We start from the raw sequence: 17,062 nt of genomic DNA on the forward strand, positions 1-17,062 counted from the left end.
CTCATCCGACCGGTCTCCGACCGGCCACCTTCTCCCGCAAGGGGAGAAGGGCAGGCGTCGCTAAGACGAGCCGGCCTGCATCGCCGCGAGCTGCTCGGGCGTGATGCCGGCCATCTGGGTGGGCGTGAAGGCGTCGATCTGGGTGCCGTTCAGGGCCCTCAGTTCGCGGGGCGTCAGCGCGCTGATGCTGGTGATCGACAGGCTGGCCACCTGGGTCACGGTCATGCCCACCAGCTGGCGGTCGGTGAAGGACGACATCATCGTCGCCGTCAGGCTGTTGAGCTGGGTGGGCGTCAGCGAGCCGACCTGGGTCTCGGTCAGGGCCTCGAACTGTGTGGGCTCAAAGCCGTTCAAGTCGGTGGATTCCAGGTTGGCGATCTGAGTTCCGCTGAGCGACGCGACCTGGGTGACGGTGAGCGCGTCGAACTGGCTCTCGCTCAAGGCCCGCAGTTGCATCCGCACCAGGCCGCTGAGTTGGGTCACGGTCATGGCGGCCATGTCGGCGGCGCTGAGATAGCCGATCTCGGTGGTGGTGAGCGCCCCGATCTGTTCGGTGGTCAGGCCCCCCAGCTGGGTCAAGGTCATCTGTGTGATCTGGCTCTCGGTCAGGCCGGTGATCCCGGCGGCGGAGAGGGCCTTGATCTGAGTGGGCGTCAGCGAGGCGAAGCCCGTGGTGGTCAGGGCCGCCACCTGGCTTGGCGTCAGGCTGGCGAGGTCCGAGGCGTCCAGCAAGCCGATCTGAGTGGTCCCCAGGCCCGCCACCTGGGTGGTGGACAGGGCGCGGACCTGTTCAGGCGTGAAGGCCGCGAACTGGGTCGAGGTCAGGCCGGTGATGTCGTCGGTGGACAGGCCGGAAATGGCGCCGGCCGACAGGGCCGCTATCTCCTTGGCGGTGATGGCGGCGATCTGAGTGGTGGAGAGCGCCGGGACCTGGTCGGCGGTCAGGCCCGCGATGCCGCTCGTCGACAGGGCGGCGATATGGGTCGTGCTCATCGCCGCGATCTGGGTCGGCGTCAGGCTGGCCACGTGGGTCGCGGTGAAGCCGCCCACCCCGGTGGCCGTCAGGTCGGCCAGCTGGGTCGGGGTCAGGGTCGCGAACTGGGTCGAGGTCAGGGCCCCGATCTGGGTGGCGTTGAAGCTGGTCAGCTGGGTCTTGGTCAGGCCCGCGATCTCGGTAGGGGTCAGGCCGGTGATGCCGGTGGCCGACATGGCGGCCATCTGGGTGGCGCTGAGCGCGGCGAACTGGGTGGGCGTCAGGGCCGCGATGTGGGTCGGGGTCAGGCCGCTGACCTCGGTGGGGGTCAGGGCCGAGACCTGGGTCGCGGTCAGCGAGGCCACCTGAGAGGGCGTGAAGGCGCCGACCTGGGTGGGGGTCAGGCTGCCGAACTGGGTCAGGGTCAGGCCGGCGATCTCGGTGGAGGTCAGGCCGACAATGCTGGTCGTCGAGATGGCGGCGACCTGGCTGGAGGTCAGGGCCGCCATCTGGTCCTTGGTGAGCCCGCCGATCTGGGTCGCGGTCAGGCCCGAGACCGCCGTGGGGGTGAGGGCGGCGACTTCCGTGGCCGTGAAGGCCGCCATCTGGGTGGCGGTCAGGGCGGCGACCTGGGTCGAGGCGAGGCCCGCGACGCCCGATACCGACAGGGCGGCGATCTGGGCTGCTGTCATCGCCTGGACCTTGTCGGCGGTGAGCGCCGCCACCTGGGTGGAGGCCAGGCCCGCGACCTGGGTGGTGGTGAAGGCCGCGATGCTTTCCGGCGCCAGGCCCGCGATGGCGGTGCTGGAAATGCCGGCGATCTGCCTGGCGGTCAGTCCGCGCAGCTGGGTGGCGTTGAAGCCGTCCACCTGGTCCTCTGAAAGGGCGCTCATCTGGGTGGCGCTGAGCGCGGCGACCTGCGCCCCGGTCAGGCCGCCGATGTCGGCCGCGGTCAGGCCGGTGACGGCGCTGGCCGACAGGGCCGCGATCTGGGTTGCCTCCAGGCCGGCGATCTGGCCGGCGGTCATCGCCGCCATCTGGGTGGAGGTGAGGCCCGCGATCGCTGTCGCCTTGAGGGCGTCGATCTGGGTGTTGGTCAGGGCCGCGATCTGGGTGGGGGTCAGGCCGCCCACCGCTGTGGCCGACAGGGCCGCGATCTGCGACGGCGTCAGAGCGACGACCTGTTCGTTGCTGAGTTGCGCCAAGTTGGTGACGTTGAGGCCGGCCACCTGTTTGGTGGTCAGGCTGTTGAGCTGGCTGGCGGAGAAACCCTTCAGCTGTTCGGCCGACAGGGCCGAGAGCTGTGTCGCCGTCAGGGCGCCGATCTGGGTGTTGGTCAGGGCGCCGATTTCGGCGGCGCTCAGGCCCTTCATCGCCGTGGCGGTGAGCGCCCCGATCTGGCTGGCCTCAAGGCTGGCCACCTGGGCGCCGCTCATGGCGCCGATCTGGGTGTCGGTGAAGCCGGCGATCTCGGTGGTCTTGAAGGCGTCGAGCTGGGTGGTGGTCAGGGCGCCGATCTGGTCGGCGCCGAGCCCGCCGATGGCCGCCGAGGTCAGGGATCCGATCTGAGTCGCCGACAGCGCGGCGAACTGGGCGATGCTGAGCGCGCCGACGGAGGTGGCGGTGAGGCCCTTGAGCTGCAGGGCGGTGAGGCCGCCGATCTGGGTGGTGGTCAGGGCCTCGACCTGGTCGCCCGACAGCGCCTCGATCTGGGCCGCCACCAGGGCGCCGACCTGCGTCGACGCCAGGCCCGCGATGTCCTCCGGCGTCAGGCCGGCGATGGCGGTGGGGCTGATCGCCGCCACCTGGGTGGTCTGCAGGGCGGCGATCTGCTCCGTCGTCAGGGCCCCGGCCTGTTCTTCGGTCAGGGCCCGGATCTGGGCGACGCTGAGCCCCTGAATCTGGGTGGTGGATAGGGCGCCCAGTTGTTCGGAGGAGAAGGCCGCGAGGCTCGTGGCCGCCAGGCCCTTGATCTGGGTGGCGGTGAGCGCGGCGACATCGGTGGGGGTGAGCGCCTCCATGGCCGCGGCCGACAGGCCGGTCATCTGCGCGGCCGTGAGGCCGGCCAGCTGATCGGTGGTCATGTCGTTGATCTCGTCGGCGGTGAAGCCCTTGATCTGGTTCGCGGTCAGGGCCGACATCTGGGTCGAGGAGAAGGTGGCGAACTGGCTGGCGGTGAGCGCCGCCAGGGCCGCGGTGGTCAGGCCCCGCATCTGGGTCGCGCCGAGCGCGCTGAGCTGGGTGGTGGAGAGGACCGTGACCTGGTCGTCCGTCAGGGCGCCCACCTGGGCGGTGCTGAGACCGGCAATCTGGCTGGTGGTCAGGCCGGCCACCTCGTCGAGGGTCAGGCCGCCGATCACCGCGGTGGACAGGGCCGCGACCTGGGTCTCCGACAGGGCCGCGAACTGCGCGGTCGTGAGGGCGGCCGCCGCCGTGGTGGTCAGGCCCTTGAGCTGGGCCGTCGTCAAGGCGCCGAGCTGGGTCGTGGCCAGGGCGCCCAGTTGCTCGGGCGTCAGGGACCCCAAGCTGGTGGCGGTCAGGCCTCGAATCTGGGTGGTGGTGAGCGCCGAGATCTGGTGCTGGGTGAAGGCCGTGACCTGGGTTCCAGTCAGGGCGGCCAGTTCGGGGGCGGTGAGCGCCGTGAGCTGGGTGTCGGCCAGGGCGGCGATCTGGGTGTCGCCCAGGCCCTGGAGCTGGGAGACCGACAGCCGGGCCACCTGGGTGGTGGTCAGCGCTGTGAGCTGGTCGGTCCGTAGCTTGCCGATGTTGGTGGAGGTCAGGCCAGTCAGGGCGCCTGCCGTGAGGCTTGCGAGCTGGGTCACAGCCAGGGCGTCAACCTGGGTCGCGGTGAGGGCGGCGACCTGGCTGGCCACCATGCCGGCGACCTGGGTGGTGCTGAGGCCCGCCACCTGGCTGCTGGTCAGGGCCTGGATCTGGCCCGCGGCCAGGGCCGCGAACTGAGTGCTGGAAAACGCCGCGACCTGATCGGCTGACAGCACGGCCAGGTCCGAAGCCGCGATGCCTTTCATCTGCAGGGCGCTGAGCGCCGCGAGCTGCGTCGTCTGCAGGCTGGCGGTCTGGGTGGTCGACAGCGCGCCGATCTGGGCCGTGGTCAGGGCCCGGACCTGGGTGGTGGTCAGGGCCGCCACGTCGGTGGTGGTCAGGCCGCCGATGGCCGAGGTCGAGAGGGCCGCGACCTGGACGTTGGTGAGCGCCGCCAGCTGGCTGGCGGTCAAGGCGGCGGCCTCGGTGGCGGTGAGGCTCCGGACCTGGGTGGCGGTCAGGGCGGCCACCTGGCTCACCGACATGGCCTCGATCTGGGTGTCGGTCAGCGCGCTGATGCTGGCGGCGGGCAGGCCCTTGATCTGGGCGGTGGTCATGGCCGCGATTTGGGTCGGCGTGAACGCCGCAACCTGTGTCGTGGTCAGGCCCGCCATGCCGCTCACGGTGAGCGCCGCGAGCTGGGTGTCGGCAAGCCCCGGGATCTGGGTGGCGGTCAGGCCCCTGATCTGCATGGCCGACAGTCGGCCGATCTGGCTGGCGCTCAGGGCGCCCAGCTGCTCGGCGCTGAGGCCCGCCATGTTGGCGGCGGTCAGGCCCGACAGGCCGGCCACCGTCATTTGCGGCAACTGGATGACGGTCAGCGCCCCGATCTGGGTGGGGCTCATCGCTGTCAGTTCGGCGGCGGTGAGCCCCTTGACCTGGCTGGCGTCCAGGGAAGCGATCTGCGCCTCGCTGAGCGCGCGGATCTGGGTGGCCGTGAATGCGCCGATCTGGACCGCGCTCATGGCGCCCAGCTGGGCCGCGTCGAGGGAGGCGGTGTCGGTGGCGTCGAAGCCCTTGATCTGGGTGGCCGACAGGGCCTCGATCTGGCTGGTCGACAGCGCGTCGATCTGCTCGACGGAGAGGGCCCCGATGCCGGCCGGGGTCAGGCCCTTGATCTGGGTGGTGCTGAGGGCGGCGACCTGATCCTGGGTGAAGGCGGCCACCTGGGTGGTGGTGAGCGAGCCCATGCCGGCGCCCGTCAGGGCGGCCAGTTGGGTGTCAGCCAGGCCCGCGACCTGGTCGGCGGTCAAACCGCGGACCTGTTGCATCGACAGACGGCCGATCTGGGTCGGGGTCAGCGCGGCCAGCTGTTCGCCGCTAAGGCGGGCGATGTTGGCGGCGGTCAGACCCTGGAAACCTCCGACCGACAAGGCCGGGAGCTGTTCCGTCGTCAGGGCGCCCACCTGGGTCGAGCTCATCACCGCGACCTCGGCGGCGGTGAGGCCCTTGATCTGGGTGGTGGTCAGGGCGGCGACCTGGTCGGGGCTCAGCGCCTTGATCTGGGTGGTGGTGAACGCGCCGATCTGGCCTGCGCTCAACGCGCCGAACTGTTGGTTGTCCAGGCCCGCGACCTCGGTGGCGGTGAAGCCCCTGATCTGGGTGGCGCTCATCGCGGCGATCTGGGTCGCGGAGAAGGCGTCGATCTGGTCGGCGGTCATCGCCGTCAGCTCGGAGGCGGTGAGGCCCTTGATCTGGGTCGTGGTGAGGGCGGCGATGTCCTCGGGCTCGAAGCCCTGGACCTGGGTGGCGTTGAAGGCCGCGAGCTGGGCGGCGCTGAACACGATCTGGCTGGTGGTGAGCGCCCGAATCTGGGTGGCCGCCAGGGCGGTGACCTGCTTGGTGGACAGCGCCTGCAACTGGGTGCCGGCCAGGGCCTCGATTTCGGTGGTGGTGAGCGCGCCGATCTGGCTGAAGTTCAGGGCGGCCATGTCGGCACGCGTCAGGGACTCCAGCTCCTGCCGCGACAGGCCGGCGATCTGGGCCGGGCTGTAGGAGGTGATGGGCGAGATCATCGCGCCGACCCCGACAGGGGGGCAGGATGAGACGCACCCAGGCGGGCGGTCAGATCATCACTGGCGAACGGGTGGTCCATGCGGGCCTTCACGCGGACGCCAACTCGCGCCCGTTAACCGTATGTGCAAGGGCTGTGCCTGCCTTCCGGAGCTCGAAAATTGCCTTCGTAATCAGATAGTTGGTCTTCATCAAAGCAATCCGCATCGAGGCAGGTTTTGCCGGGCGGCGCCGGTTTCTCCCCAACGGCAGGTTGCGGCCAGGACCACCTCCGCGTGGCCCAGAGCGGATTGCCGTTGCGTCAGCGCGGCGGGTTTCCGAAGATGTCCCAGAACCGGCTGCTCAAAGCCGGACGGGGAGAGAGACATGAGCCAGGCTTCGGTTGGCGATCTGGAAGCGCGTCTGAACGCGGCGATCGATGCGGGCATGGCCCCGGCCGTCTGGGCGCAACTGCAGCCCGACAAGCTCGCCGTCCACGAGTTGAACGGCCGCACGCGCACCTTCGGCGACCTCAACGCCAACGCCAACCGCATCGCCTGCCTGTTGAGAGAACAGGGGCTGGGTCCGGGCGACTCCGTCGCGCTGCTGTGCTCCAACCGGGTTGAGTTCGCCGACGTGCTGTTCGGAGCTCTGCGGGTGGGGGTTCGGATGAGCCCGGTGAACTGGCACCTCACCGCCGACGAGATCGCCTACATCATCGACAATTGCGAGGCCAAGGCGCTGTTCGCCGACGCCGATGTGGCCACGGCGAAGGCCGCCGCCGACCAGTGCCCGAACTTGAAGCTGAAGGTGGCCATTGGCGGGGATCTGCCCGGCTTCGTCGGCTACGAGGTGGCCCTGGCGCAGTTCTCGGCCGCCGACATCGAGGACCCGATCCGCGGCTACACCATGCTCTATTCGTCGGGCACCACGGGGCGGCCGAAAGGGGTGCACAAGCCCCAGGCCGTCGTGCCGGGCTATGACAAGACCTATGACCGGGAGACCGACGTCCACCTCTGCACCGGCCCCGCCTATCACGCCGCCCCCCTTGCGGGGGACGTGCGCCGGGCGCTGACCAACGGGGTGCCGACGGTGCTGATGGACAAGTGGGATTCAGAGCTGGTCCTCAAGACGATCGAGGACTTCAAGATCACGCGCGGCCACTTCGTGCCGATCATGTTCCAGCGCCTGCTGGCCCTGCCGGAGGAGGTTCGCCAGCGCTACGATCTCAGCTCGCTGCGCAAGATCACCCACGGCGCCGCGCCCTGCCCGCCGGAGGTGAAGCAGGCGATCATCGCCTGGTGGGGCCCGGTGCTGAACGAATACTATGCGGGCTCCGAGGGCGGCGTCGGCTTCGTGGTCAGCTCGGAGGAGTGGCTGCGGAAGCCCGGCACGGTGGGCAAGCGCCCCGCGCCGCACGCCGCGCGCATCATCGACGAGGCGGGGAACGAGTGCCCCACCGGAGTGGCCGGCGCCATCTATATGCGCCTCGATATCCAGGGGGGTTTTGACTACTTCAAGGACGACGACAAGACACAGGCCAACCGCCGCGACGGCTACTTCACCATGGGCGACATCGGCTATTTCGATGAGGACGACTACCTGTTCCTCACCGGCCGCAACGCCGAGACGATCATCGCCGGCGGCGTGAACATCTATCCGCAGGAAGTCGACAACGAGCTGATCAAGCATCCCGCCGTGGAGGACACCTGCACCGTCGGCGTGCCGCACGACGAGCGCGGCGAGGAGGTGCGGGCGGTGATCCAGCTGAAGGCCGGCTATGAGCCGACCGAGGCGCTGAAGCAGGAGATCCTGGCCTTCGCCCATGCCAATCTGGCCAAGTTCAAGATCCCCCGCCAGATCGACTTCGCCACCAGCCTGCCGCGCTCGGAAGCCGGCAAGATCCAGCGCAACAAGGTCCGCGCGCCCTACTGGGAGGGCCGCGCCCGGGCGATCTAGGCTGTTCGCTGTTTCCGCAACGCGCGAACAAACCCGCTGTCCTGCTCGGCGAAACCCGTGGCCTGGCAGAAGGCCCGTAGACTGTCGGCCTCCGGGGGCGCCGACAGATGCAGCTCGCCGCAGCCGGCGCTGCGGGCGGCCTGGGAGGCCGATTTCAGCAGGGTGCGGCCGATGCCCTTACGACGCGCGTCGGGGCCGACCAACAGCGTGCTGACGAAGGCGATGGGCAGGTCGGCCAGCAGGGTCTGGCGGGGATGGAAGATGATCAGGCCACTGGGCGGTCCCCATTCAACGGCCAGCAGGACGGTGGCGCGCTCGGCCCTCAGGCGCTCCAGCCGCGCGGCGATGGCGACGGGATTGGCAGGCAGGCCCGAGGCCGCCATCAGCTCGGCCACGCCCGGCGCATCGACATTGTCGGCCGCGCGGATCTCCAGGCCAAACCGGCTCGACAAACGACTCTGCTCCCTGGCGCGGGGGGCCGCGCTGCTCCGATATAGGGGCTGAGGGCTCAGCAGTCGCGGACGGGATCGTCCTTGGCGATGGCGCAGGCCATCAGGGCGGCGCGCTGGGGGCCATAGCGGGCGGCCAGCCGCTCGCGCAGCAGGCCCCACTTGTCCTGGGTGTCGGCGGTGGCGGCCGCCACCGCGCGCTGGAAGTTCCCGTTCTGGGCGCCCCGCGTCGTGGTCCCGGCGCCGATGGCGACCCCGATCGGGCCCTTGTCCTTGTTCAGGGCCTCATGGCGGATGCGGTCGCCGCACTTGCTCTCCGGGATGTCGTAGCAGCCGCTGATCAGTTGCGGCGGCACGGGCGGCAGGCTGCGCAGATGGATGAACGGCGCGGGGCCGCTCTGTCCCATCCCCGGCGGATTGGTGGGGGAGTAGGGCGGGCTCAGCCGGTCGACCCAGTTGGAGTGAGCGTAGAAGTCCTGGGCGGCGTGGAAGACGATGCCCAGGTCCTGCAGCACGTCGCATTTGGCGCGGCCCTTCATGTCGCCGGCGAAGGTGCAGTCCAGGGTGACCTGGCCGGCCCGGATGCGGCCCGCCGAGTCCAGCAGCCGGCCGGCGTCGGTCACGGCCTCGTCCATCCGGTTGGCCATCCAGGCGCGGCAGTCCAGCAGGGCTTGATTGCCCTGGGCCACCGTCCTCGGATAGCCCGGGAAGGTGGCATGATCGCCATTGTCGCAATGGGCCCGGGGGGTGAGGAAGACGGTGCTGCCGTCCGGGTACCCGACCGCGCCGAAGGTCCCCGGCTTGCCGGCCAGCTCGTCCAGGGTCAGGGGCTCGATGCAGGGCGTTATGGCGCCGCAGGCCAGGGCCCGGCGGGTGATCTGCTCGTGTTCGGTGCTCTGGCCCAGGGATCCGATGGTGCCGAAGGCCAGGGCCTGTCCGCCTATCGCCAGGGCGCCCAGCGCCCCCAGGACCGCCCGTCTCATCCCGCCCTCCCGGCAAACCTCGCGACAGGACGCTGAGCCGTCTCCAGGAGGGGGTCAACTTGGAGAAATCTGGGTGGGCGCCGTCGGCTCAGGTGGCGGGGACGGGCGTGGCGGGCTCAGCTTCCGGCGCGACGTCGACCTCGACCTTCAGGGTCTGGACTCCTGGGGCGAGGATGATGCCGTCGATCGGGGCGACGTCGGAATAGTCGCGGCCGACCGCCAGCACGATGTGGTCGTTCTGAACCAGCAGCGCGTTGGTGGGGTCCAGGCCGATCCAGCCGTCCGCGCCGCACCAGAGCGACACCCAGGCGTGGGTGGCGTCGGCGCCCTCGAGCCGGGGACGGCCGGGGGGCGGGGTCGTCCTGAGATAGCCGCTGACATAGGCCGCCGGCAGGCCCAGGCCCCGCAAGCCGGCGATCATGATGTGGGCGAAGTCCTGGCAGACCCCGTGGCGGGCGGCGAAGGCCTCGGGGGCGGGGGTGGAGACCGTCGTGGCCTCCGGGTCATAGACGAAGTCGCCGTGGATCCGCGTCATCAGCTCGGCGGCGGCCTCAAGGATGGGCCGGCCGGCGGCGAAGCTCTGGCGGGCATAGTCGGTAATCGGCGGCGTGATGGGGGTGCGCCGGGTCGGGTAGAGGTAGGTGGCGGGGCCGTCGGGGGTGAGGGCGCGGCTCTGGTAGGCCTGGTCCCGGATCTGGGTCCAGGCGGGGCTGGCGCCCGGATCGGGCAGGGGCGGGGCGTGGACGTCGACCCTGGACCGGCCCTCGATGATCAGTTCGTGATGCGGCTTGTCGATGACCACGGTCAGGGTTTTCTCGCCGAAGGGACCGATCCCTTCATGGCTGGCCGAGGGCCTAGGCGTGACCGACACGTTGCTGCGCAGCACGGTCTGCGACGACGAGGACTGCGGGGTCAGGCGCAGCACGCAGCGGGCGAAGGTGACCGGCGCCTCGTAGGTGTAGGTGGTGCGGTGGCGCAGGCCGTAGATCACGCCAGCGCCGATAGCTTCAGGGTGGGGACCGCGTTGGCGCCCTGCAGGAAATAGCGGTCGGCCACCGCGCCGGAGAGGTCCATCAGCGCCCGTTCGAAGGCCAGCATCCTGGCGGTGGTGAGGTCGCGGGCGTCGGCGGTCTCGATCTCGGTGGCCAGCGGCAGCAGGATGCGGCTGGGCTCCTCCAGCATGCCGTCCTCCAGCAAGGAGGGCAGGACCGCGAGATGGTCCTTGAGGGTCTGCGCCTGGAAGGCCAGGGACCGGGTGTTGTAGGGGTCCAGAAGCAGCATGTCCCGCACGGGGGTCAGGGCCAGGCCCACCAGATAGCGGGCCCGATAGGTGATCTGGCTGTCGGCCAGGTCCAGCAGCAGGTCCAGGTCGTCGGTGGTGGCGGCGTCAGGGGCCAGCATCCGGGCTAGGCGGCAGGTGTTGATCCCCCGCTCGATGCGGCGGCCCATGTCGAGGAACCGCCAGCCGGCCACCCGGTTCATGTTCTCCTGGGACAGGCCGGAGAGCGCGGCCACGAGTTGCAGGGCGCTTTCGATCTGCTGCAGGGCCTCGGCCTCCGACAGCGGGGTCTGGGCGCCCTCGGCGAGCTCCTTTTCCAGGGTCAGCAGCAAGGCCCAGAAGTCCACCGACAGCCGCTCGCGCATGCTGGCGGCGGCGCGCTGGGCGGCGCGCACCAGATAGATCACCGACCCATAGGCCTTCTGGTCATGCAGGGCGTTACGGGCGGCGTCGAGGGCGCGGACCCCCAGGGCCTCCTCGTCCAAGGCGCCCCACTCGATGAGCAGTTTTTGAAGGCAGGCCAGGGTCTCGCCGGTGGTGTGCAGGGCGGTCTCGGAATCCATCAGGCTGGTGCAGAGGCTGCGGGCCAGGCGCAGCGTAGCCTCCGCGCGCTCAAGATAGCGGCCCAGCCAGAAAAGGTTGTCGGCGGCGCGGCTGGGCAGGTGTCCCAGGATCCGGCGGACCTTGACCTCTTCCTTGCTGGCCATGAGCGTCATGCGCTCCACCGGCTTGTCGTCGATCACCCAGACGTCGGCGGTGCGCGCGTCCTCGCCCATGGAGATGGCGCGCACGTCCAGGCGTTCCGACGTGCGGCAGAAGCCGCCGGGCATCACCTTCCAGCCCTCGGGCGTCCAGGCCGCGTAGACCCGCAGGACGAAGGGGGCTGGCTCGAGCTTGCCGTCGCGCAGCACCGGCATGGTGGAAAGCCGCACCACCTCCTGGCCGACAAAGTCGCCCGGGCGGTCGCGAAGCTGGGCCAGGAGGGTGGCCCGGGCCTCCGGCGCCATGTCGGCGATCAGTTGCGGCCGCGACAGCCCTCCGGGGTCGAGGCGCGAATTGAAGGCCGGGGCGATGGCCAGGCGGTGGAGGTTGGCCTCGACCATCTCGCGCTCGTTGCGCTGGCCGCACCACCAGGTGGCCACGTTGGGCAGCCGAAGCTCCTCGCCCAGGAGCTTGCGGCTCAGCATCGGCATGAAGCCCAGCAGGGCCTTTGACTCCGCCACGCCGGAGCCCGGCATGTTCAGCACCACCACCCCGCCGGTCCGGATCGCCTCCAGCATGCCCGGTGTGCCCAGGCGCGAGGCGCTGTTGAGCTCCAGGGGATCGAGGAAGTCGGCGTCGACCCGGCGCAGGATCACGTCGGCCCGCTTCAGCCCGGCGATGGTGCGCACATAGACCCGCCCGTCCCGGGCCACGAGGTCGTCGCCCTCCACCAGCAGGAAGCCCAGATAGCGGGCCAGGTGCGCCTGCTCGAAATAGGTTTCGCTGAACGGGCCGGGGCTGAGCAGGCAGATGCGCGGATCGGTGCGGTCGGCCGCCGCCGCCAGCCCGCGCCGGAACCCGTCGAAGAAGGGCGCCAGGCGCTCGACGTTCATGGCGTTGTAGAGGCTGGGATAGGCGCGGCTCAAAACCAGCCGGTTCTCCAGGGCGTAGCCGGCCCCCGACGGGGCCTGGGTGCGGTCGTCCAACACCCACCAGCGGCCGTCGGGACCCCGGCCAAGGTCGGCGGCATAGATCTGCAGGTGACGGCCACCGGGGGGGCTGACGCCCCGCATGGCGCGCACGAAATCGACGCTGCCGGTCAGGGCGGCGGCCGGCAGCGATCCATCGGCTACCAGCTTGGCCTCGCCATAGAGGTCGCCCAGCAGCGCTTCCATCAGGGTCGCCCGCTGCTCCACCCCCCGGGCGATCTGCGCCCATTCCTTCTGACCCAGGATCAGCGGCAGGGGATTGAGCGGCCAGCTGCGTTCGCTCTCCTCCCCATAGATCCGGTACGACACCCCGGTATCGCGGATGTGCCGGGTGGCCAGGCCGAATCGGCTGGTGAACTCGCCCTCGGGATACTCCGCGAAATCCCCCAGCAGGCTCAGCCAGTGGTCGCGGGGCCGGCCCAGGGCGTCGAATAGCTCATCCGGAATGCCGGCGAGGGGCTTGTAACCCTTCAGCCAGCCCGACAGGCGCCGTGCGGCGTTGGGCTCCAGATGCGCCTGCCGTCGTCCGGCCGTGGTGGTGTCAGCGGCCAACCGGCTTCCTCAGATCCAGGGTCATGGGAAACTCGTCGCTCCGTTCGTCGGCCGGCAGGCGTCTGACGCCGGGGCTGTGACCCTGCGTCTCGAAGCGCGCCCGGCGGCGGGCCTGGGCCTCATAGGCGTTGACCGGGAAGCTATCATAGTTGCGCCCGCCCGGATGAGCCACGTGATAGACGCAGCCCCCCAGAGACCGGTTGTTGGCCCGGTCGAGAATGTCGAAGGTCAGCGGCGCGTTCACCGGCAGGGTGGGGTGCAACCCGCTGCGCAGCTTCCAGGCCTTGTAGCGAACCCCGGCCACAGCCTGCAGCGAAACGCCGGTGGGTGTCATCGGCAGGGCGCGACCGTTGCAGGTGATGATGTGCCGCTCGGGGACGAACCCGTCGGCCATGACCTGCAACCGCTCCACCGAGGAGTCGACGAACCGCACCGTGCCGGACCCGGAGCCTTCCTCGCCCATCACGTGCCAGGGCTCCAGCGCGTGGCGGAGTTCCAGGCTGACATCGCCATACTGGACCTGCCCGTGCACCGGGAAGCGGAAGGCCCGCTGGGCCTCGTACCAACGCGGATCGAAGGCGTAGCCGGCCCGGTTGAGGTCGGCCAACACCTCTTGGAAGTCGCTCCAGACGAAGTGGGGCAACATGAACCGGTCGTGCAGGGCCGTGCCCCACCGCACCAGGCGGCCGGCCTGGGGCTCGCGCCAGAACCAGGCGATCAGGGCGCGGATCAGCAGGTGCTGGGCCAGGCTCATCCGGGCGTCCGGCGGCATCTCGAAGCCGCGGAACTCCAGCAGCCCCAGCCGGCCGGTGGGACCGTCGGGGGAATAGAGCTTGTCGATGCAGATTTCGGTGCGGTGGGTGTTGCCGCCCACGTCGGTGAGCAGGTTGCGCAGCAGCCGGTCCACGAGCCAGGGCGCCGGCGTCTTCTTGCCTGGCGCGGGGATGGCGGCCAGCGCGATGTCCAGTTCGTAGAGGGCGTCGTGTCGCGCCTCGTCGATCCGCGGCGCCTGGCTGGTGGGCCCCACGAACAGGCCCGAGAACAGGTAGGACAGAGCCGGATGGCGCTGCCAGTAGATCAGCAGGCTCTTCAGCACGTCGGGTCGCCGCAGGAAGGGCGAGTCTTCCGGGGAGGCTCCGCCCACCACGACATGGGCGCCGCCGCCAGTGCCGGCGTGCCGCCCATCGGTCATGAACTTGTCGGCGCCCAGGCGACAGGCGCGGGCGTCCTCATAGACCCCAGTGGTGATGTCCACTGCTTCGCGCCAGGTGGTGGCTGGCTGGACGTTGACCTCAATGACCCCGGGATCGGGGGTGACCTTCAGCACGTCCATGCGCGGGTCGGCGGGGGGCGAATAGCCCTCGATCCGCACGGAGATATCGCCAGCCGCCGCGTCCAGCTGGGCCAGGAGTTCGAGATAGTCCTCCGCCCGCGCCACCGGGGGCATGAACACATAGAGGTGGCCGCCCCGGGGCTCAATGGTGATGGCGGTGCGCACGATCGGCGCCTTCCCCTCGCCCGCGGGCGCAGGCGGAACCGCGTCCGGCAGATCGAGGGACGCGTAGTCGGGCAGCGGGCCCCGCGCCTCGTAGGGGTCCACCGGAATAATGTTCGGATAGTCCTCCGGCGTCACCGCCGGCAGGCTGCCCAGGGGCAGCCGCAGGCCCATCGGCGAGTCGCCGCCGATCAGGTAGAGCCGCTCGCGCCGGAACACCCAGGGCTCGCTCAGCCAGCCCCCACCCTCGGCCTCGGTGACGGCGCGGCGCAGCGGCAGCACATAGCCCACGGTCTTGGAGAGCCCGCCCTCCAGCGTCCGGCGCAGGCTGGCCCGGGCGTCTGTCCCGTCGAGGTCGGCGTCGGCCACCTCGATATTGGCCGGCAGGTCCGCCTCGGTCTTGATCCCCAGCAGTGGGTCCTCGCGGGCTGGCAAGACCAGGCCCGGATCGATCCCCAGCCGCGACGCCAGGCTCTGGATCAGCTTGCGGGCGTCGGCCACCGAGGCCGCGCGCGGCCGTTCGCCCGGCAGCTCCGGCTCACCGCGCCACACCGGCAGGCCGTCGCGCCGCCAGTAAAGACCCAGCGCCCAGCGGGGCAGGGGCTCGCCCGGATACCACTTGCCCTGGCCATGATGGATCAGGCCGCCGACGCCGAACCGGTTGCGCAGGCGCCGCAGCATCTGCTCGGCGATGATCGGCTTGGTGGGGCCCGAGGCGTCGATGTTCCATTCGGCGGACTCGAAGTCGTCGATGGAGACGAAGGTCGGTTCCCCACCCATGGTCAGGCGCACGTCCTGGCCCTGCAGGTCGGCCTCCACCCGGTCGCCCAGGGCGTCGAGGGCGGCCCAGTCCACCTCTTCGAAGGGCCGGGTGATGCGGATCGGCTCCACCAGCCGGGTGACGGTCATGGAGAAGTCGAAATGGTCGGCGGGGCGGCTGGCGCCGCCGGTGATCGCCGCGGCGGAATTGTAGTGCGGCGAGGCCGCTAGCGGGATGTGGCCCTCTCCGGTCAGCAGGCCCGAGGTGGCGTCCAGCCCGATCCAGCCGGCGCCGGGAATATAGACCTCGGCCCAGGCGTGCAGGTCGGTGAAGTCGGTCTGGGTTCCGATCGGCCCCGCCACGGGATCAATGTCGGCCTTCAGTTGCAGCAGATAGCCGGAGACGAACCGTGCGGCCAGGCCCAGGCGGCGCAGGACCTGGACCAGCAGCCAGGCGCTGTCACGGCAGGAGCCCGAGCCTAGGGACAGGGTGGCGTCGGGGCTCTGCACCCCGGGCTCCATGCGCACCACATAGGACACCGCACGCTGGATCTTGGCGTTCAGCCCGACGATGAAGTTGACCGTGCCCTGGCCCGCCGGGCGCAGATCGGCGACCTCGGCGTCCAGCAGCGGCCCGCCGTCATCGGCCACCAGATAGGGCGCCAGGTCCTGGGCGAGGTCCGGCGGATAGGCGAAGGGCAGAGTCTCGGCATAGGGTTCGGTGAAGAAGTCGAAGGGATTGACCACCGTCATCTCGGCGGTGAGATCCACCTCGATGCTGCACTCGCGGGTGGGCTCGGGGAAGACGATGCGCGCCAGCCAGTTGCCGTGCGGATCCTGCTGCCAGTTGATGAAGTGCGCCGCCGGCGTGATCTTCATCGAATAGCTGGTGATCGACGTGCGGGTGTGGGGCGCAGGGCGCAGGCGCACGACATGCGGGCCGAGCTCGACCGGCTGGTCGTAGCGGTACCGGGTGACATGGTTCAGCGCGGCGATGACCGACAGGTTGGTCTCCTCTTGGCGACGGCCATCCAGACTTAGCCCACCACGGGCGGCTTGTCGGGAACTTTACCGCGGCCCAGGCCCAGGCGATGCGGGGCTGCCCTCCGCCGGTCCGCCCCGGCGCCGGCGGCGCAAAAAAGCCGCAGCCGGGTTGCGTTGGGATTTCAGGCGGTGGCCATCCGCGCGTCCAAAGTGCTGGTCTCGGTGGCCGCCTGCACCTCTTCGGTGATCACCTCGAACCGGGTCAGGATGGCTTGGCCGAAGGTGTGGGTGATCGCCACGTCGGCGGCGTCGCGGCCGCGCGCGACCACGATGCGGCCGATCCGGGGGAAATTATGCCGGGCGTCGAAGGTGTGCCATTCACCGTCCAGGAAGGCTTCGAACCAGGCGCTGAAGTCCATCGGGGCGGCGACCTTCGGCACGCCGATGTCGCCGAGATAGCCCGTGCAGTAGCGGGCCGGGATGTTCATCGCGCGGCACAGGGTGACCGCCAGGTGCGCGAAGTCGCGGCACACCCCCACCTGTTCCTCGTGGCCCTCAGCCGCGGTGCGGGTCGGGCGGGCGTTGTGGTAGCCGAAGGTGATGCGGTCGTGGACATAGTCGCAGATGGCCTGCACCCGGGACCAGCCCGGCGTGACCCCGCCAAACAGGCGCCAGGCCAGGTCGCCAAGCCGATCGGTCTCGCAATAGCGGCTGGGCAGCAGATAGGGCAGGGCGTCAACCGGCAGGGCGGCCACCGGGAGCTGACAGGCGCCTGGCGCCTGGCGGTCGGGCAAACCGCTGTCGCGCACCACGAACTCGGCGGAGAAGGTGATTGGGCCGCCGGGCGCCTGGACCCGGGTGGAGAGGTTCCCGAGCGCATCGCGTTCACGGGTGATCTCGGCTTGAGGGTTGGTATGCAGCTTGTCCTCGGTCACGAGGTCATCGCGCCGGTCCGGATGGACGCTCAGCAGCAGGTGGATCGGCATGGGGTTCAGGCAATCAAACCCGATGCGGTAGCCGGCGCGGATCAGCATGGTGTCTCTGGCGGTCTGAACCAAGGCGCGGGGAGGGCTGCGCGCAGGGTGGCGTTGGGGAATCCGGACGTGCCGGTCCCGCACCAACG

The 17,062-nt window shown here is 70.1% G+C and carries 8 protein-coding genes; 1 reads left to right on the forward strand and 7 read right to left on the reverse strand.

The window, feature by feature from the left end:
- Nucleotides 1-60: 60 nt before the first annotated feature.
- A complete protein-coding gene (locus tag JKL49_RS04650) occupies nt 61-5,811 on the reverse strand; it encodes a beta strand repeat-containing protein (RefSeq protein ID WP_215338543.1) in 5,751 nt (1,916 codons plus the stop codon).
- Nucleotides 5,812-6,175: 364 nt separating this feature from the next.
- Here JKL49_RS04650 and JKL49_RS04655 point away from each other — a divergent pair, with 364 nt between their 5' ends.
- Entirely contained in the window at nt 6,176-7,747 is a 1,572-nt protein-coding gene (locus JKL49_RS04655) for an AMP-binding protein (protein ID WP_215338544.1), read from the forward strand.
- On the opposite strand, the gene JKL49_RS04660 is transcribed toward JKL49_RS04655, so the two are convergent.
- The 6 genes from JKL49_RS04660 to JKL49_RS04685 form a co-directional block, all read right to left on the reverse strand.
- Nucleotides 7,744-8,199 (reverse strand): GNAT family N-acetyltransferase, encoded by a 456-nt coding sequence (locus JKL49_RS04660; RefSeq protein WP_215338545.1) that lies wholly within the window; start codon nt 8,197-8,199, stop codon nt 7,744-7,746. The genes JKL49_RS04655 and JKL49_RS04660 overlap by 4 nt on opposite strands.
- Nucleotides 8,200-8,255: 56 nt before the next feature.
- Entirely contained in the window at nt 8,256-9,179 is a 924-nt protein-coding gene (locus JKL49_RS04665) for a hypothetical protein (RefSeq protein WP_215338546.1), read from the reverse strand.
- Between the two features lie 88 nt (nt 9,180-9,267).
- A complete protein-coding gene (locus tag JKL49_RS04670) occupies nt 9,268-10,170 on the reverse strand; it encodes a transglutaminase family protein (protein ID WP_215338547.1) in 903 nt (300 codons plus the stop codon).
- Entirely contained in the window at nt 10,167-12,701 is a 2,535-nt protein-coding gene (locus JKL49_RS04675; RefSeq protein ID WP_215338548.1) for a circularly permuted type 2 ATP-grasp protein, read from the reverse strand. Before JKL49_RS04675 ends, JKL49_RS04670 begins: the two co-directional genes overlap by 4 nt.
- Complete coding sequence (locus JKL49_RS04680; RefSeq protein WP_347340413.1) at nt 12,691-15,990, reverse strand: transglutaminase family protein; 3,300 nt, start codon at nt 15,988-15,990, stop codon at nt 12,691-12,693. Before JKL49_RS04680 ends, JKL49_RS04675 begins: the two co-directional genes overlap by 11 nt.
- Before the next feature lie 131 nt (nt 15,991-16,121).
- Nucleotides 16,122-16,973, reverse strand: a complete 852-nt coding sequence (locus JKL49_RS04685) for a transglutaminase-like domain-containing protein (RefSeq protein ID WP_215338549.1) — start codon at nt 16,971-16,973, stop codon at nt 16,122-16,124.
- Between the last annotated feature and the right edge of the window lie 89 nt (nt 16,974-17,062).

The organism is Phenylobacterium glaciei, assembly GCF_016772415.1.
GTDB lineage: Bacteria > Pseudomonadota > Alphaproteobacteria > Caulobacterales > Caulobacteraceae > Phenylobacterium > Phenylobacterium glaciei.